The 17,351-nt window shown below is 65.8% G+C and carries 13 protein-coding genes and 1 tRNA gene; 4 read left to right on the forward strand and 10 right to left on the reverse strand.

Annotated features, from left to right (window positions below):
* Nucleotides 1-19: 19 nt before the first annotated feature.
* The 4 genes from AC1AYP_RS04210 to AC1AYP_RS04225 form a co-directional block, all read right to left on the reverse strand.
* Complete coding sequence (locus tag AC1AYP_RS04210) at nt 20-637, reverse strand: NUDIX hydrolase (RefSeq protein WP_034526466.1); 618 nt, start codon at nt 635-637, stop codon at nt 20-22.
* 4 nt (nt 638-641) lie between these two features.
* Nucleotides 642-1,574 carry a Nif3-like dinuclear metal center hexameric protein gene (locus AC1AYP_RS04215; RefSeq protein ID WP_051922766.1) on the reverse strand — a complete coding sequence of 311 codons (933 nt, stop codon included), beginning with the start codon at nt 1,572-1,574 and terminating at the stop codon, nt 642-644.
* Nucleotides 1,575-1,650: 76 nt separating this feature from the next.
* Nucleotides 1,651-4,476, reverse strand: a complete 2,826-nt coding sequence (gene polA / locus AC1AYP_RS04220) for a DNA polymerase I (RefSeq protein ID WP_034526463.1) — start codon at nt 4,474-4,476, stop codon at nt 1,651-1,653.
* A 33-nt stretch (nt 4,477-4,509) separates the two neighbouring features.
* Nucleotides 4,510-5,301, reverse strand: coding sequence for an ANTAR domain-containing response regulator (locus AC1AYP_RS04225; protein WP_034526460.1), 792 nt, complete (start codon nt 5,299-5,301; stop codon nt 4,510-4,512).
* A 187-nt stretch (nt 5,302-5,488) separates the two neighbouring features.
* On the opposite strand from AC1AYP_RS04225, the gene AC1AYP_RS04230 reads away from it, so the two are divergent.
* Nucleotides 5,489-5,562: transfer RNA gene (locus AC1AYP_RS04230), tRNA-Leu, on the forward strand.
* Between the two features lie 269 nt (nt 5,563-5,831).
* Here the strand turns inward: AC1AYP_RS04230 and pyk are convergent.
* From pyk to AC1AYP_RS04260, 6 genes are all read right to left on the reverse strand, one after another.
* On the reverse strand, nt 5,832-7,274 hold the full coding sequence (pyk, locus tag AC1AYP_RS04235) for a pyruvate kinase (protein ID WP_034526453.1): 1,443 nt from the start codon (nt 7,272-7,274) through the stop codon (nt 5,832-5,834).
* A 241-nt stretch (nt 7,275-7,515) separates the two neighbouring features.
* Nucleotides 7,516-8,535: a TerC family protein gene (locus tag AC1AYP_RS04240; RefSeq protein ID WP_051922765.1), complete on the reverse strand. Its 1,020-nt coding sequence runs from the start codon at nt 8,533-8,535 to the stop codon at nt 7,516-7,518.
* 37 nt (nt 8,536-8,572) lie between these two features.
* Nucleotides 8,573-10,684 carry an excinuclease ABC subunit UvrB gene (uvrB, locus tag AC1AYP_RS04245; RefSeq protein WP_034526451.1) on the reverse strand — a complete coding sequence of 704 codons (2,112 nt, stop codon included), beginning with the start codon at nt 10,682-10,684 and terminating at the stop codon, nt 8,573-8,575.
* Nucleotides 10,684-11,325 carry a dephospho-CoA kinase gene (gene coaE / locus AC1AYP_RS04250; protein WP_034526449.1) on the reverse strand — a complete coding sequence of 214 codons (642 nt, stop codon included), beginning with the start codon at nt 11,323-11,325 and terminating at the stop codon, nt 10,684-10,686. The genes uvrB and coaE overlap by 1 nt, the downstream gene beginning before the upstream one ends.
* Before the next feature lie 197 nt (nt 11,326-11,522).
* Nucleotides 11,523-12,995: a 30S ribosomal protein S1 gene (rpsA, locus tag AC1AYP_RS04255; RefSeq protein WP_034526447.1), complete on the reverse strand. Its 1,473-nt coding sequence runs from the start codon at nt 12,993-12,995 to the stop codon at nt 11,523-11,525.
* Nucleotides 12,996-13,119: 124 nt separating this feature from the next.
* A complete protein-coding gene (locus AC1AYP_RS04260; protein ID WP_034526445.1) occupies nt 13,120-14,013 on the reverse strand; it encodes a bifunctional methylenetetrahydrofolate dehydrogenase/methenyltetrahydrofolate cyclohydrolase in 894 nt (297 codons plus the stop codon).
* A 145-nt stretch (nt 14,014-14,158) separates the two neighbouring features.
* Between AC1AYP_RS04260 and AC1AYP_RS04265 the strand changes: the two genes are divergently transcribed.
* The 3 genes from AC1AYP_RS04265 (at nt 14,159) to AC1AYP_RS04275 (ending at nt 17,117) form a co-directional block, all read left to right on the forward strand.
* A complete protein-coding gene (locus tag AC1AYP_RS04265) occupies nt 14,159-15,265 on the forward strand; it encodes a metal ABC transporter solute-binding protein, Zn/Mn family (protein ID WP_476546838.1) in 1,107 nt (368 codons plus the stop codon).
* 119 nt (nt 15,266-15,384) lie between these two features.
* Complete coding sequence (locus AC1AYP_RS04270) at nt 15,385-16,284, forward strand: ABC transporter ATP-binding protein (protein WP_476546839.1); 900 nt, start codon at nt 15,385-15,387, stop codon at nt 16,282-16,284.
* Nucleotides 16,281-17,117, forward strand: a complete 837-nt coding sequence (locus AC1AYP_RS04275) for a metal ABC transporter permease (protein ID WP_476546841.1) — start codon at nt 16,281-16,283, stop codon at nt 17,115-17,117. Before AC1AYP_RS04270 ends, AC1AYP_RS04275 begins: the two co-directional genes overlap by 4 nt.
* Nucleotides 17,118-17,351 lie beyond the last annotated feature (234 nt).

Below are 17,351 nucleotides of genomic sequence, written 5' to 3' on the forward strand. Positions count from 1 at the left end.
GTGATGGTCTAGTTGGAAGTCAGTCATGTGCGGTCAGTCGCCGTATCGTCTCGTGCTGGATGGCGATGATCGAGTTGGACGCGGTGATGCGGGTGGCGAGAAGCTCCTCCCAGCCGACCCACGCGGATTCGACGTGTTCGTCCGGGTCGAAATGCCGGGGCACGTTCGTCCATGCGTCCAGATGGATGACCATGATGTGGGCGAGTTCGTCGGTCATCCCTTCCGAGGAATAATAGTCGCCGACGTGGTCAATGCGCATCGCGTCGTCGCTCGCGGGGGTGACGCCGGTCTCCTCGGCGAGTTCGCGCAGCGCCGCGGCGCGCACGTCCTCGCCGTCGTCCATGAGTCCGGCGGGCAGCCCGTAGGCGAAGATGTCGCTGCCCGCGCGGTATTCGCGTTCGATGAGGTAGCGGTCCGTGGCCACGTCGTGCACGAGCATGACGACGCAGGGCGCGTGACGCAGCACCTGCCGGCGGATCGGCACGACGCCGCCGCCGTTCGTGGTCAGTCCGATGGTCATGTCCTCCACGTGGAAGATGGCGCCGCGGTAGACCTCGCGGCGTTCGATCACCTTCGCCGGCACGTTCATGTCGATGCCGTCGGAGCTGGCGTCGAGCACGGTGCGTTCGTCCGTCATCGTCTCACTCCCCTTCTGTCGTCATGTCCGTCGGCGCGTCCGCGCTCCGGTGGAGCGAAAACGTCCACGGATCCGTGTCGCGGCGGATCCAATTCGTTTCGGGCCGCTCGCCGAACCGCCGTTCGAGCGCGTCGGCGATATCGTCGACGGCGTAACGGAACCACATCGATTCGATGGCCGAGTGAGGCGTGTTGACGAGGCACGGACGCACGTGCGCGTCACCCGTGCCGAGCGTGACGCCCGCCGCTCGCATCGACGCCTCGTATCGCGCCTGTTCGATGGCGTCGGTGGCGGGATGATGGCGCAGGTCGCTGGTCACGTACACGTCGACGCCGGCGGCGCGCACCTCGTCGAACAGGGAGTCGCCGGAGCCGGGCAGCACGGCGACGGTCTCGACGGGCGTGTCCGGGTCGCCGCACGCCTGCACGCCGAGCGCGGTGTCGATGGACAGCGCGTCGCACACGCGTCGGGCGAACTCGCGCAGCGTGACGGGCTCCGGCAGGCGTCCGACGCGGCCGAGTCCGACGGGACCGGCCGCTTCCGGATCGTCGACCGGCACGAGCGCACGCTGGTCGACGAGGCCGAAGCCGTCGGCCGCGGCCTGTCCGACGCCGCGCACCGCGCAGTCCGCGTTGGTGTGTCCCACCCACAGCGCGCATCCGGCACGATTGAGACGGTTCACGATCATGCCGCGCGCGCCCAGCCCGGACACCTGATGCACGGAACGGAAGAACAACGGATGATGCGTGACGAGCAGGTCCGCGCCCCATTCCAGCGCCTCGTCGATCACGGCCATGGTCGGGTCGCAGGCGAACGCGATGCGCGTCACCGGCGCCGTGAGGTCGCCGACGATGAGGCCGGGCGCGTCCCAGCTTTCCGCGTATTTGAGCGGATACAGCGTTTCGAGCGTGTCGACGACCTGATTGAGGTTCGTCATCCTTCTCTCCTTTCCTTTCCGACGGCGGCCGGCGAGGTTCCCGGCAAGCCGGTGCGGCCGGTACCGGATGTGCCGGTCAGTGCGCGGCGAGCTGCCAGTCGTCGCCGATGCCGGTGGACACGTCCAGCGGCACGTCGAGCGCGACGGCGTGCTCCATCGCGTCCCTGACGAGTGCGGTCGCCCGCTCGGCTTCGCCGGGCGCGATCTCGACGACGAGTTCGTCGTGGATCTGCAGGATGATGCGGCTCTTGAGCCCGCCGTCCCGCAACGCCGAATCGGCGTGGATCATCGCGATCTTCATGATGTCGGCGGCCGTGCCCTGGATGGGTGCGTTGAGCGCGGCGCGTTCGGCGGCGTCGCGCACGTTGCGGCTGGTCGACTTCAGTCCCGGGAAGTAGCGGCGGCGGCCGAACATCGTCTCCGTGTAGCCTTTGCGGCGTGCCTCGGCGACGCAGGATTCGAGATAGTCGTGCACTTTGCCGAACGTGGCGAAGTACTTGTTCTTGAGGCCTTCCGCCTCGCCGGGGCTGATCTTGAGCTGCTGCGAGAGGCCGTATGTGCTCAGCCCGTAGGCGAGGCCGTAGCTCATGGCCTTCACGTGGCTGCGCTGGTCGGCGCTGATCTCGTCGACGGGCAGCTGGTACACGAGACTGGCCACGTAGCGGTGGAAGTCGGCGCCGCTCCTGAACGCCTCGATGAGCGCCTCGTCGCCGGACAGGTGCGCCATGATGCGCAGCTCGACCTGCGAATAGTCGCAGCTCATCAGCGACTCGTAGCCCTCCCCCGGCACGAACGCAGAACGGATCTCGCGGCCGGCCGCGTTGCGGTTGGGGATGTTCTGCAGGTTCGGGTCGACGGAGCTCAGACGCCCGGTGGCGGCCACGGTCTGTTCGAACGTAGTGTGGATGCGCCCGTCGGCCGGGTTGACCGCGTCGATCAGCGTGGCGACGATCTGCTTCAACTTGTTGGTCTCGCGGTGGCGCAGGAGCGCGCCGAGGAACCCGCTGGCCCGCTCGTCGTCCGCGTTGCGCACGTACAGGGTCTGCAACGCGTCCGCGTTCGTCGTATACGAACCCGATTTGGTGCGTTTCGTGGGCTTCAGGCCCATGTCCTCGAACAGGACCTTGGCGAGCTGCTTGGGGCTCTGCAGGTTGACGCGGGAACCGGCGTTCTCCCAGGCGATGCGCTGCGCCTGTTCGGCGTCGGCCGCGAAGCCGGCGCGCATGTCCTCCAGGCGTCGTTCGTCGACCTTCGCGCCTTCCGCCTCCAGTCCGTACAGGACGCGGGAGACGGGCAGTTCGATGTCCGTCAGGAGCTTCGACTGCTCGTCGGCGGCGATGCGCGGCTTGAGCTCGCGGGCGAGCGCGGCGATGATGGCCGCGTCACGCAGCACGCCCTGATCGGGTTCCGTGCCGTCGTCGGTGCCTGCGGCCGTGGAGTCGGCGGTCTCGTCGGCGCCCGCGTCGAGGTCGAGCAGGCCCTGCGTCGCCTCCTCACGCTCCTCCAGATGGAGGTCAAGAAACTGGGCGGAGGCCTGTTCGAGCGTGTCCGCATGGAAGTCGGGTTTGACGAGGTAGCCGGCGAGTTTCGTGTCGAACGCGGGTGTCGGCAGCGCGACGCCGGCTGCGGCAAGCAGGTGCAGATGCTCCTTGTAGCCGTGGACGGTCATCGTGTCCGCGTGCGCGTCGATCACGTCGCGCAGCGCGTCAACGGTCGCGTCGTCCGCCAACGTCGCCTTGTCGACGACGATGGCCTCGCCGCCGACGAGCAGGACGACGACGGCAATCGCGGCACGGCCCGGGCGCGCGTCGCCGGACGCGTACAGCACCCAATCGGATGCACCGTCGGACGCCGTTCCGCCCGTCGCGGGCATGTGGCGTTCCGCCCATGCGCGCAGGGATGCGGCGTCCGCCGCGTGTTCCGCGTGTGGCATGTCGAGCGTCGCCGAATCGTCGGCGGCTGGTGCCGCCGCACCGGACGGGAGCACGGGCGCGACGCCGTTGTTGAACGTCTTCAGCAGACGGCTCTTGGTGCGCGAACCGAATTCGAGCTTGGTGAAGAGCGTGTCGAGACGGCCCGCGTCGATGCCGGAGAACGTGAGATCGTCGACGGTGACGCCGAGGTCGACGTCGCGCACGAGCGCGTTGACCTTGCGGTTGAGCATCACCTGGTCGATGTTGGCGCGCAACGCCTCGCCCTTCTTGCCACCGATCTCGTCCGCATGCTCGCGGATCGCGTCGAGGGAGCCGTACTGGTTGATCCATTTGGCGGCGAAGCCGTCGCCCACGCCGGGCACGCCGGGGATGTTGTCCGCGGTCTCGCCGCGCAGGGCCGCGAGATCCGGGTACTGCTGCGGCGTCACCTTGTATTTGGCGACGACCTCGTCCGGCGTCATGTGCTTGAGGTCCTTGAAATGATGACCCGGGTAGAGCACGGTGATGTTGTCGTCGATGAGCTGGAACGCGTCACGGTCACCGGACAGGACGAGCGTATGGTAGCCGGCCTGCTCGCCCATCGTGGCGAGCGTGCCGATCACGTCGTCGCCCTCGTAGCCGGGCTTCTCGATGTAGGTGACGCCGAGTGCGGCGAGCATCTCCTGAATGAGCGGCAGCTGGGTGAGCAGCTCCTCGGGGGCCGCGTCGCGCGTGCCCTTGTATTGGGGCAGCAGCTCGTTGCGGAAGGTGCCGCCCTTCACGTCGAAGGCGACGGCGAGATGGTCGGGCTTCTCCGAGTCGATGACCTGCGAGAGCATCGAGGCGAATCCCCAGACGGCGTTCGTGGCCTGTCCGGAGGAGGTGGAGAAGTTGTCGACCGGTAGAGCGAAGAACGCGCGGAACGCCAGCGAATGGCCGTCTACGACCAGCAGCGTTCCGCGCGTCGGCGTGGATTCTTGTTGCGCCATGTATCCGTGAACGTCCGTTCCCTACGGTCCGGCTCAGCGCTCGTTGCGTTCCGGTTTCGGGTCGCCGTACTTGGCGATGATGGCCATGGCGAGACGCTTCTTCGGGATGCGCTGGTCCATCGAGGTCTTCTGGATCCAGCGGAACGCGCCCTGCTCGGAGAAGTCGGCCTTGTCCATGAGCAGGCCCTTCGCGCGGTCGACGAGCTTGCGCTCCTCCAGCGTGTCCTGCGCCTTCTGGAGGTCGGCCTGCGCCTTGGCGAGCTCCTCCTTGGTCTCCTTGAGCTTCGCCTCGCTGCGTTCGACGTTGTCGAGCAGGTCGTTGATCTCGGCGAAGCGGCCCATCGCGACTTCGAGGGCCGGGATGAGCTTGGACTCCTCGTACGGCTTGGTCACGTAGGCCATGGCGCCCGCACCGGTGGACTTCTTGACGAGGTCCGGCTGGGAAAAGGCGGTGAGCATGACCACGGGGGCGATGTTCTCGTCGCAGATCATGCCGGCGGCGGTGATGCCGTCCATGCGAGGCATCTTGACGTCCATGCACACCACGTCCGGGCGCTTGGCGCGCGTCAGTTCGACGGCCTCCTCGCCGTTGGCGGCCTCGCCGACGACCTCGTAGCCGTTGTCCTCGAGCATGCCGACAAGATCCATGCGGTTCACGGATTCGTCCTCGGCGACCACGACGGTGCGCTTGCGGTTCTCATCCGGCTCGGCCGGGGCGGTCTCCTCACGGGGGGCGGCGGCCTCCTGCGCGACGGCCTCCAGTTCCTCCTCGGTCAGCACGGGCTCCATCTTCGGAGTCTGATCATCGGCGTTCTTAGCAGCCATGCCAGTCCTTTCCTCATTGCTTACAAATTCATCCTTCGCGATTTTAACGCATAATCCCGGCGCCTGCCCGCACGACGTGGCCGCCCCTGAACGAAATCGCCACGCGGGACGCGCATCGTGTGCGCCGTATCGCGCCGATGTGCTATATTGTCACGAGTGCCTTACGGCACCATCGATAATCGAACATGCCCCCGTATCCCAATTGGTAGAGGAAGCAGCCTCAAAATCTGCGCAGTGTGGGTTCGAGTCCCACCGGGGGCACGACGCGGCAAAGGCCTCTGATGGTTGGAATCCCAACCATCAGAGGCCTTTACTCTCCCGTCACATCGGACGGTCTGACAACGGTTTTGGCAACAATCGAAACGCCTTCACCGGCGCACTGATGCACGTTGTCATACGCCGCCGAGGCATACGAAAAGCCCCTTACCCGTGTTTGAACGGGTAAGGGGCTTTCACGTCGAACCGGAATCCTAGGAAATCCCACGGATACCGGATTCATCCTGCCGGTTCATGCACCGGACCGACCGGAATCAGTCGCAGGCACCCACGGTGTGGACGTAAATGGAGTCGGTGCTGCCCGGCGTCGACTTGCCCTGGGCGGAGCTCAGGATGACGATCTTGTCGCCGTCGACGACCTTGCCGGCGTCGCGCAGCAGCTTGTCGGTGAAGACCATGAGGTCCTTGCGGGACTTGTTGTGGTAGTCCTCATCGAGCAGGAAGGACTCGGTGCCCCAGGAGAGGGCCAGCCAGTGGTAGGTGTGCTCGTTGTTGGTGACGCCGTAGATCGGGGCGGCCGGGCGCTCGCGGGAGACGCGGTGCACGGTGTTGCCGGTCTGGGTGTAGGCGACGATGGCCTTGGCGTTGAGCTTGTCGGCCAGATCGACGGCGGCGGAGGAGACGGCGCCGGTGGAGGACATGTCCAGGTTCTTCAGGGACGGGATGCGGTCGAAGCCGTGCTCGGTGGCGAAGCTGGAGATGCGGGCCATCGTGGCGACGGTGACGGCCGGGTACTCGCCGACGGCGGTCTCGTTGGAGGTCATGGTGGCGTCGGTGCCGTCGAGCACGGCGTTGGCGCAGTCGGAGGCCTCGGCGCGGGTCGGGACCGGGGAGTGGACCATGGAGCCCAGGACCTCGGTGGCGACGATGACCGGCTTGGCGTAGTGACGGGACAGCTCGATGATGCGCTTGGTGGCCAGCGGCACCTCCTCGAGCGGGCACTCGACGGCCATGTCGCCGCGGGCGGCCATGATGCCGTCGAAGGTCTTGACGATGTCCTCGAGGTTCTCGAGGGCCTGCGGCTTCTCGATCTTGGCGACGATCGGGATGCGACGGCCTTCCTCGTCCATGATCTCGTGGGCACGGTCGATGTCGGTGGCGAAACGCACGAAGGACATGGCGATGATGTCGGCGCCGGTGCGGATGGCCCAGCGCAGATCCTCTTCGTCCTTCTCGGTCAGGGCCGGCAGGGAGACGGCGACGCCCGGCAGGTTGATGCCCTTGTGGGAGGACACCGGACCGGCCACGACGACCTTGGTGTGCACGTTGTTGCCCTCGACCTTGGTGACCTCGAGGCGGACCTTGCCGTCGTCGATGAGGATCGGGTCGCCCGGGTGGCAGTCGCCCGGCAGGCCCTTGAAGGTGGTGGAGGTGATGTGCTCGTCGCCTTCGACGTCGTCGGTGGTGATGACGAACTCCTGGCCTTCCTTGAGCTCGACCTTGTCTTCGCCCTCGGCGTTCTTCTTGAACCAGCCGCAGCGAATCTTCGGGCCCTGGAGGTCGACCAGCACGGCCACGTTGCGGCCGGCGGCCTTCGAGGCCTGACGCACGTTGTTGTAGACCTTGAGGTGGTCCTCCGGCGTGCCGTGGGAACGGTTCAGACGGGCCACGTCCATGCCGGCCTCGACGAGGCTGGTGATGCCTTCGAGGGATTCGGTGGCGGGACCGATGGTGTCGACGATCTTGGCTTTGCGCATGTTGCCTATTCCTAACTATTGCAAGGGACGCAGGCCGGACGACCTACGTTTTCCACGGAACAGTGTACTAGCTTTCATCCGTTCCTTCCAGTTTTCCTCTCGGTGTGTTGTTAACGCTCACAACCCAATCGCCGCAATACAAAGAACGCCCACGGAAACTCCCTTTTCAGGGAATTCCGTGAGCGTTCTCGTAGAATTCACCGCCGTGACGAACGAATCCACCCGTCACGTCGCCTGAGCGTCACTCGCCGTCCGCGCCGGACTTCACGGCGGGCTTCGGCTCCTTGCCCGCGTCCATCGCCTTCATCTTGGCGACCGAGGCGAGCGCGGCGCCGCCGATCGCGACGACGATCACGGCCAGCGACAGCCACGTGGGCACCTCCGGCACCCAGTGGACGCCCTCACCGCCGTTGATGAACGGCAGCGTGTTGCCGTGCAGCGCCTCCATCACCAGCTTCACGCCGATGAAGCCAAGCACGACGGACAGGCCGAGCGGCAGGTAGACGAGCTTGTCGAGCAGCGCGCCCAGAAGGAAGTAGAGCTGCTGGAGGCCCAGCAGTGCGAACACGTTCGACGTGAACACGAGGAACGGATCCTTCGTCAGGCCGAAGATGGCCGGGATCGAATCGAACGCGAACATCACGTCGGTGGTGCCGATCGTGAGGAACACGATGAGCATCGGCGTCCAGTAGCGCACGCCGTTATGGGTGGTCCTGAGCTTCTCGCCGTCATATTCGTCGGTGATGCGGATCACCTTGCGCAACGTGCGGATGAGCCCGTTCTCCTGATACTCCTCATCATCGTCGCCGCCAATGACCAGCTTGATCGCCGTGTAGATGAGGAACGCGCCGAAGATGAAGAACACCCATGTGAAACGGCTGATGAGCGCCGCGCCGACGAGGATGAACAGGCCTCGGAAGATCAGCGCGATCGTGATGCCCACGGACAGCACGTACTTCTGGATCTGCTTCGGCACGGCGAAGTTCGACATGATGATGACGAACACGAACAGGTTATCGATGGACAGCGAATACTCGGTGAGCCATCCGGAGTAGAACTCGATCGCGGGCTTGGAACCGGCGAAATACCAGATGCAGCCGCCGAAGATCAGCGCCATGACCACGAAGAAGGCGATGTGCTGGACGCACTCCTTCGTGGAGGGCACGTGCGGCCTGCGTCCGATGACGAACAGGTCGACGATGAAGAACAACGCAAGCACCACGAATGTGGTGATCTCAAATGCAAGAGGGGTTTCGGCCATGATTCCCTACCCTAACGCACCTCTATGACCGTCCCTCCTACTTATTGGCTTCGGTCATCTGCCGCAGTTCCTTCTTGAGGTCGCGGATCTCGTCGCGCAGACGGGCGGCGAGCTCGAACTGGAGCTGTTCGGCCGCGATGTGCATCTGCTCGCTCAGCTGGCGGATCAGATCGGCGAGGTCCTGCGCGGGCAGACCGGCCTTGAGGATCTCCTCGTGCCGCTTGTCCGCCTCGGCGGCGTCGAACGCAGGCACGCCCAGATGCGTGTTGCCCGCCTTGCCGGCGTTGCGGTAGCCGCCTTCGAGCAGGGTGGCCGTGTCCACGTCCTCCTTGGCGAGCATGTCGTTGACGTCGCTGATCTTCTTGATGAGCGGCTTCGGGTCGATGCCGTGCTCCTTGTTGTACGCGATCTGCTTCTCGCGGCGGCGTTCGGTCTCGTCGATGGCCTTGCGCATCGCCTCGGTGACCTCGTCCGCATACATGATGACCGTGCCGGACACGTTGCGGGCCGCGCGGCCGATCGTCTGGATGAGCGAACGGTAGGAGCGCAGGAAGCCCTCCTTGTCGGCGTCGAGGATCGCGACGAGCGACACCTCGGGCAGATCGAGACCCTCGCGCAGCAGGTTGATGCCGACGATCACGTCGATCTTGCCTTCGCGCAGCATGCGCAGCAGCTCGACGCGGCGCAGCGTGTCCACGTCGGAATGCAGGTATTCGACCTTGATGCCCCGTTCGAGCAGATAATCGGTCAGATCCTCTGCCATCTTCTTGGTGAGCGTGGTGACAAGCGCCCGCTCGCCCTTGGCGACGCGGTCCTTGATCTCGGCGAGCAGATCGTCGATCTGCCCGTCGGTGGGACGCACCTCGACCTTCGGGTCCAGCAGTCCGGTCGGGCGGATGATCTGCTCGACCACCCCGTCCGAAAGCCCGAGCTCGTAGTCGCCGGGCGTGGCGGACAGGTACACGGTCTGGCCGACGCGTTGAAGGAACTCCGGCCATTTGAGCGGGCGGTTGTCCATCGCGGAGGGCAGGCGGAAGCCGTGCTCGACGAGCGTGCGCTTGCGCGACGCGTCGCCCTCGTACATGGCGCCGATCTGCGGGACGGTCACATGCGACTCGTCGATGACGAGCAGGAAGTCGTCGGGGAAGAAGTCAAGCAGGGTGTGCGGCGGCGTGCCGGGCGCACGTCCGTCGAAATGCCGCGAATAGTTCTCGACGCCGGAGCATACGCCCACCTGGGTGAGCATCTCCAGATCGTAGGTGGTGCGCATGGTGAGGCGCTGCGCCTCCAGCTCCTTGCCTTGTTTCTTCAGTTCCGCGACGCGCTCGTCGAGCTCCTCGCGGATCGTCTTCAACGCGCGTTCCATGCGCTCCGGCCCGGCCACGTAGTGCGAGGCGGGGAAGATGTGCACCTCGTTCTCCTCGGCGATCTCGTCGCCGGTCAATGGGTGGAGCGTGGAGATGCGGTCGATCTCGTCGCCGAAGAACTCGATGCGCACGGCGAGCTCCTCGTACACGGGGATGATCTCCACCGTGTCGCCGCGCACGCGGAACGTGCCGCGCGTGAACGCGATGTCGTTGCGCTTGTACTGCATGGCGACGAACTTCCGCAGCAGCTGGTCGCGGTCGATCTGCTGGCCGACCTTGAGCAGCAGCATGCGGCCCGCATACTCCTCCGGCGTGCCGAGACCGTAAATGCACGACACGGTGGCGACGACCACGCAGTCACGTCGCGTGAGCAGGTTGGCGGTGGCCTGATGGCGCAGCCGTTCCACATCGTCGTTGATGTTGGAGTCCTTCTCGATGTAGGTGTCGGTCTGGGGGATGTACGCCTCCGGCTGGTAGTAGTCGTAGTAGGAGACGAAGTAGCTCACCGCGTTGTCCGGCATGAGCTCGCGGAATTCGGCGCACAGCTGCGCGGCGAGCGTCTTGTTCGGCTCGATGATGAGCGTCGGCCGCTGCAGCCGTTCGATGAGCCAGGCGGTGGTGGCGGTCTTGCCGGTGCCGGTCGCGCCCATGAGCACGACGTCGTTCTCGCCGTTCTCGATGCGCGTGGCGAGCTCGTCGATGGCCTGAGGCTGGTCGCCGCTCGGCTGGTATGGCGATTTGACGACGAACGGCCGGTTCTCGCGTTGGATGTTGAATCCCATCACTGCTCCTTCCACTCGGCGACCAGTCTATCAACCTGCTCGAACATGCGTTCGAGCGGTTGCGTGGCGTCGATGATGACGTCGGCGATCGCCTCGCGCTGCCCGCGCGTCGACTGGCAGCGGATGCGTGCCTCGGCCTGTTCGCGCGTCATGCCGCGTGTCGCGGCCATGCGCGCGATCCGCGTCGGGGCGGGCGCCTCGACCGTGACGATATGGTCGAACCGGAACGGGATGTCGCCGATCACCTCGGCGAGCAACGGCACGTCGTGCACAACGACGATCCCATGCTCCCCCGGGCCGCATGCGGCGTTCCGAACCGCCGCCACGGCATCGTGCTCCCGTCGTCGCGCCTCGGCGTAGATCAGCGGATGCTCGATCGCGTCGAGCCGTTCGCGCGCGCCGGGCTCGGCATCGCGTCCGAACACGTGTTCCGCCATCCACGCGCGGTTCAGCGAACCGTCCGCGGCGATGGCCGCGTCGCCGAACTCGCGCGCGATCGGCGCCAACGCCGCTCCCCCGCGCGCGGTGATCGCATGCGCGATCGCGTCATAGTCGACGTGCAGCACGCCGTCCTCGCGCATCCGCGCCGCCACCGTGCTCTTGCCCGCCGCGATGCCACCGGTCAATCCGATACGAATCATGCGCCCTCCTCTCCCCTCTCCCATGGTGCGGTGAAATCCCCATGGCGCGGTAGGCGAAAACGGCTTGATTCCGCGGTTATGGAGAAAGTGTGTTGCCGCACCATGGGGAATATGGTCGATATACGACGAAACCCGGCCCATCGTGGACCGGGTTTCGGTTAGGCGTTACGCCGTGAGCTCATGCCGTGAGGCGGAACTCACTTGCCGAGCAGCTGGTCGCGCAGAGCGGCGAGCTGATCGGAGTCGGCGAGCGTGCCGGTGGAAGTGTTGTCGGAAGAGTAGTTGGACACCTCTTCGACCTTCTCCTCCTTCGGGCCCTGGCCGTCGGCGGCGGCGGACTCCTCCGCGTGCGCCAGCTCCTTGGCCACGAACTCCTTGTGCTCCTCCCACAGCTGGTGGGCGGCCGCGTACTGGGACTCCCACTCCTCACGCTGCTTCTCGTAGCCCGCGATCCACTCGTTGGTGTTCGGGTCGAAGCCTTCGGGGTACTTGTAGTTGCCCTGCTCGTCGTACTCGGCCGGCATGCCGTAGATGGCCGGATCGAAGTCCTCGGAGGCCGGGTCGACGGAGTCGTTGGCCTGCTTGAGGGACAGGGAGATGCGGCGACGATCGAGATCGACGTCGATCACCTTGACGAACACGGTCTCGCCCGGCTTGACCACGGTCTCCGGGTTCTCGACGTGACGGTTGGCGAGCTCGGAGATGTGCACCAGGCCCTCGATGCCGTCCTCGACGGAGATGAACACGCCGAACTGCACGATCTTGGTGACCTTGCCCTTGACGATCTGGCCGGGGACGTGGGTGCGGGCGAAGCGCTGCCACGGATCCTCCTGGGTGGCCTTGAGCGACAGGGAGATGCGCTCGCGGTCCAGATCGACGTCCAGCACCTCGACGGTGACCTTGTCGCCGACCTTGACGACCTCGGACGGGTGGTCGATGTGCTTCCAGGACAGCTCGGAGACGTGGATGAGGCCGTCCACACCGCCGAGATCGACGAACGCGCCGAAGTTGACGATGGAGGAGACGACGCCCTCGCGGATCTGGCCCTTCTTGAGCTGCGAGAGGAAGGTCTCGCGCACTTCGGACTGGGTCTCCTCGAGGTACTGGCGACGGGACAGGACCACGTTGTTGCGGTTCTTGTCGAGCTCGAGGATCTTGGCCTGGATCTTCTGGCCGATGTACGGGGTGAGGTCGCGGACGCGACGCATCTCGACCAGGGAGGCCGGCAGGAAGCCACGCAGGCCGATGTCCACGATGAGGCCGCCCTTGACGGCTTCGATGACGGTGCCCTCGACGACGCCGTCCGCTTCCTTGATCTTCTCGATGTCGCCCCAGGCGCGCTCGTACTGGGCGCGCTTCTTGGACAGAATCAGACGGCCTTCCTTGTCTTCCTTGGTGACGACAAGGGCCTCGACGGTGTCGCCGACCTCGACGACCTCGTCCGGATCGACGTCCTTCTTGATGGAAAGCTCGCGGGAGGGGATCACACCCTCGGTCTTGTAGCCGATATCCAGGAGGACCTCGTCGTGATCGATCTTGACGACGGTACCCTCGACCAGATCACCATCGTCGAAGTTCTTGATGGTGGAATCGACTGCCTTGATGAAGTCCTCTTCGGTGCCGATGTCGTTGATGGCGACCTTGGTGACCTCAGTGTTGTTCTCTGCCATGTAGGTAATGGTTTCTCAATAGTTGGATGGATAATTACTCGATATTCAGTTATGGATGTGCCCATCGGACACGCGACTTTCCACAATACAGTCAGCCATGCCCAAAATCCCGGGCGTGTCGCTGTCAGGCCCTGCCCTCGGCCTTCGCCCGGCGCTCGGCCATCTCCACGACGTTGGCGAGGAGCATGGCGCGGGTCATCGGCCCGACGCCGCCCGGGTTGGGCGAGTAGGCGGACGTCTTCTCGTGGGCGGCCTTGTCGACGTCGCCCCTGACGCGCCAGCGGCCCGCCTCCTCGTCGTAGACGCGCGAGACGCCCACGTCGAGCAGCACGGCGCCGTCCTTGACCATGTCGGGCTTGACGAATCCGGCGGAGCCCATCGCGGCGACGACCACGTCGGCGCGGCGCATGTGGTCGACGACGTCGCGCGTGCCGGTGTGGCACAGCGTGACGGTCGCGTTGACGGCGCGGCGGGTGAGCATGAGGCCGATCGTGCGGCCGATCGTGATGCCGCGGCCGAGCACGCACACCTCCTTGCCGTCCAGGTCGATGTCGTAGGCGTTCAGCAGTTCGATGCAGCCGCGAGGCGTGCACGGCAGCGGCGTGTCGATGTCGCCCTTGACGTGCAGCACGAGCTCGCCGAGGTTGTACGGGTGCATGCCATCGGCGTCCTTGGCCGGGTCGATGAGGTCGATGATCGCGTTCTGGTCGATGCCCTTCGGCAGCGGCAGCTGCACGATGTAGCCGGTGCACGCCGGATCCCCGTTCATCTCGCGCACCACGGCGGCGATGTCGTCGAAGGTCGCGTCGGCGGGCAGCTCGTGCTTGATGGAGCGGATGCCCACCTCGGCGCAGTCCGCATGCTTGCCTGCCACGTACTTGACCGAGCCGGGGTCGCTGCCGACCAGCAGCGTGCCGAGGCCGGGTTCGACGCCTGCGGCCTTGAGACGCTCCACGCGCTCCTTCAAATCCTGCTTGATCTGCGCGGCCACGGCCTTGCCGTCGAGTTTCACGGGCATGTCGACTCCTTCTCTTGCGTCCCATCGTTTCTCAACGCGTCCCAACGTGTCGTGGGATGCGGTGGACGCTACTACGATTAGGTAACATGTCGGTTTCGCCGAAGACGGATATGGACGCGCGGCGAGGAGCGGAAGGGTTCGGACGATGAACGTGGGACATTTGGGACGGCGAGCGGGACGACGGTTCGGGAGCGTGCGGCGCGTCGCGGCTTCGGTCGTCGCTACCGCGCTCGCCCTCGCCTGCGCCGCCTGCGGCACGGCGGCGGGCGACGGCGGGACGGCCACGGGCGCGCAGACGACGCAGGAGACGAAGACCGGCGTCATCAAGGTGGTCTCCTCGGTGAACCAGTGGGGGTCGCTCGCCAAGGAGATCGGCGGCGACGCGGTCGACGTCACATCGATCCTCTCCTCCACGGGCGTGGACGCGCACGACTTCGAACCGAAGACCTCCGATCTGGCGAAACTGAGCCGCGCCGAGATCGTCGTCGCGAACGGCGCCGGATACGACACGTGGGCCACGAAGTCGCGCGGACCGGACTCGACGCTCGTCTCCGCCGCGCAGATCGTGGGCGCGATGGACGGCGACAACCCGCATCTGTGGTTCTCGAAGGACGCGCGCGCCGGCATGGCCAAGGAGCTGGCCGACGCGTTCTCGAAGGCGCGGCCGAAGAAGCGCAAGACGTTCGCAGCCAATCTCAAGGCCTGGCAGTCGCGCGAGAAGGAGCTCGACGCGCGCATGGCCGACTTCGCCGACGCGCACAAGGACCTCACCTATGGCGCGACCGAGGCGGTCGTCTACTATCTGATGAGCGACATGTCGTTCGACGACGCCACCCCGAAGGGCTACGCGCAGGCGGTCGCCAACGGCGGCGAGGTCGCGCCGGCGGACCTGCAGACCTTCCAGGAGGCCATCGAGAAGAAGAAGGTCGACGTGCTGGTCAACAACACGCAGGAGGCCTCCGACGCGACGAACATGCTCATCGGCACGGCCGGGCGCTCCGACGTGCCGGTCGTCGACGTGAGCGAGCAGATGCCGAAGCGGTACGACACCCTCGTCGACTGGATCGGCGCGCTGGCCGACGAGATCTTCACCGCCGTCGACCCGGACTACGGCAAGGACGACACGGCCGACGATACCGAATCGTCCTCTTCCGATTCCTCTGATTCCTCTGGCTCCTCCGACGACTCCTCCAACGACTCGGATTCCGCCGGGACCGCCGCAGGCGACGCCCAACCCGACCCCGGCAAGTAACGGCACGGACGACGGGTCCTTATCGATGCGCACGTAATTGAGAACGGTTGTCAACATCATTTGCGATAATCCTGCGGTAGATTCGTGAATCCCAATCCATGACCACAGGAGGCCCGACCATGGGCGAACCGCTTCAGGACGCGATCGTCTTCCGCGACGCGGCGATCAGGCGCGGCGACCGCGTCATCTGGCAGCACGGCGACTTCGCCATCCCCGCCGGATCGGTCACCGCGATCGTCGGCACCAACGGCGCCGGCAAGACCACGATGATGAAGGCCGAGCTGGGACTGCTGCCGCTCTCGCACGGCTCGCTCACCGTCTTCGGCAAGCCGGCCGGCGAGGCGAACGGCGTCATCGGCTACGTCCCGCAAAGCTACACGTCGGACATCGACTCGAACCTCACCGCCGAACAGTCGGTGCTGCTCGGCCTGACCGGCACGCGGTTCGGCATCCACCCGGTCACGCGCGCGCAACGCGCCAAGGCGCACGAGGCGATGGCGTTCGTCGGCATCGACGGCAAGGCGCGATACCGGCTGTCCGAACTGTCCGGAGGCCTGCGCCAACGCGTCGCCATCGCGCAGGCGATCGTCTCCGACCCGAAACTGCTCATGCTCGACGAGCCGCTCGCCAACCTCGACCTCGCATCCCAGCGCGCCGTCGCGCACCTGCTCGCACGCCTCAACCAGGAGCTCGGCATGACGATCCAGATCGTCGCACACGACCTCAACATGTTGCTGCCGATCCTCACCGGCGCCGTCTACCTGCTCGACGGGCACCCGCACTACGCGGACATGCGCAAGGTGCTCGACTCGAAGCTCCTCACCCACCTGTACGGCACGAACGTGCAGGTCGTGACCACGCCGCAGGGCGACATGTTCGTCACCCCCTCCCCCGACGAGCCGAAGGACCAGCCGATGGACATGCACACGGCCGCCGAGGTGGCGGAGCTGCACCATCACGCGCACACCGACGACATGCACGCGCGCGACGCCTCCACGATTCAAGGAGCAAGGAAATGAGCCACATCGATTTCAGCTTCGACCCCAACTGGATGGACACGCTGACCGCGCCGTTCATGGCCAACGCGTTCCTCGCCGGCCTGTGCATCGCGTTCGCGGCCGGCGTGATGGGCTACTTCACCATCGCCCGGCATTCCACGTTCGCCGCGCACGCGCTCGCCCACATCGGCCTGCCCGGCGCGACCGGGGCCGTGCTGCTCGGACTGCCCGTCTCGCTCGGCCTCGGCGTGTTCGCGCTGGGCGGCGCGCTCGTGATCGGCGCGCTCGGCAAGCGCGTCTCCGAACGCGAGATCGCCACCGGCACGGTGCTCGCCTTCGCGACGGGCCTCGGCCTGTTCTTCGCCCGGTTGTCGAGTTCGGCCTCGCAGCAGATGCAGTCGATCCTGTTCGGTTCGATCCTGACGATCACCACCGCGCAGATCGTCGGATTCGCGATCTTCGACGTGGTGCTGCTGGCGGTGCTGTCGATCATCTACCGGCCGCTGCTGTTCAGCTCGCTCGACGAGCAGGTGGCGCAGGCCAAGGGCGTGCCGATCGGCTGGATGAACGTCGCGTTCATGGCGATCATGGCCGGTGTGATCACGATCGCCGTGCCCGCGGTGGGCACGCTGCTCATCTTCGCATTGGTCATCACGCCGGCGGCCGCGGCGAACATCATCGCCTCCTCGCCGCTCAGGGCGATGGTCGCGGCCGGGGCGATCTGCCTCGTCTCGATCTGGGGTGGCCTCGTGCTCTCCGCGATGTTCCCAGCTCCCCCGAGCTTCATCATCGTGACGATCTCCACCCTGTTCTGGGCCGCCGCCAAAGCCGTGGAAGCGCTGCGGCGGCGGTGACGCCCTCCCGTATCCCGGTTTCCCCGTATCCCGGTTTCCCCGTATCCCGGTTTCCCCATCGCCCGGTTTCCTTGGTTTCCCCCGTATCCCGGATTCCCTTGGCCTCCCCGTATCCTGGCTTCCCTCGATCTCCCCATATCCCGGCACAACCATTCCCGGCTATCAGCCGCATGCCCCGGGAATAGTTGCACCAAGCCGCTCCCCAGCGCAAGGAATCCCGGAAACGAGGCGCAT

Source organism: Bifidobacterium sp. LH_424, assembly GCF_056356895.1.

What these genes read in the sequence shown, in the direction of transcription:
- AC1AYP_RS04210 (WP_034526466.1), bottom strand. Translation starts at nt 637, where the DNA reads ATGACGGACGAACGCACCGTGCTCGACGCCAGCTCCGACGGCATCGAC.
- AC1AYP_RS04215 (WP_051922766.1), bottom strand. Translation starts at nt 1,574, where the DNA reads ATGACGAACCTCAATCAGGTCGTCGACACGCTCGAAACGCTGTATCCG.
- polA (WP_034526463.1), bottom strand. Translation starts at nt 4,476, where the DNA reads ATGGCGCAACAAGAATCCACGCCGACGCGCGGAACGCTGCTGGTCGTA.
- AC1AYP_RS04225 (WP_034526460.1), bottom strand. Translation starts at nt 5,301, where the DNA reads ATGGCTGCTAAGAACGCCGATGATCAGACTCCGAAGATGGAGCCCGTG.
- pyk (WP_034526453.1), bottom strand. Translation starts at nt 7,274, where the DNA reads ATGCGCAAAGCCAAGATCGTCGACACCATCGGTCCCGCCACCGAATCC.
- AC1AYP_RS04240 (WP_051922765.1), bottom strand. Translation starts at nt 8,535, where the DNA reads ATGGCCGAAACCCCTCTTGCATTTGAGATCACCACATTCGTGGTGCTT.
- uvrB (WP_034526451.1), bottom strand. Translation starts at nt 10,684, where the DNA reads ATGGGATTCAACATCCAACGCGAGAACCGGCCGTTCGTCGTCAAATCG.
- coaE (WP_034526449.1), bottom strand. Translation starts at nt 11,325, where the DNA reads ATGATTCGTATCGGATTGACCGGTGGCATCGCGGCGGGCAAGAGCACG.
- rpsA (WP_034526447.1), bottom strand. Translation starts at nt 12,995, where the DNA reads ATGGCAGAGAACAACACTGAGGTCACCAAGGTCGCCATCAACGACATC.
- AC1AYP_RS04260 (WP_034526445.1), bottom strand. Translation starts at nt 14,013, where the DNA reads ATGCCCGTGAAACTCGACGGCAAGGCCGTGGCCGCGCAGATCAAGCAG.
- AC1AYP_RS04265 (WP_476546838.1), top strand. Translation starts at nt 14,159, where the DNA reads ATGAACGTGGGACATTTGGGACGGCGAGCGGGACGACGGTTCGGGAGC.
- AC1AYP_RS04270 (WP_476546839.1), top strand. Translation starts at nt 15,385, where the DNA reads ATGGGCGAACCGCTTCAGGACGCGATCGTCTTCCGCGACGCGGCGATC.
- AC1AYP_RS04275 (WP_476546841.1), top strand. Translation starts at nt 16,281, where the DNA reads ATGAGCCACATCGATTTCAGCTTCGACCCCAACTGGATGGACACGCTG.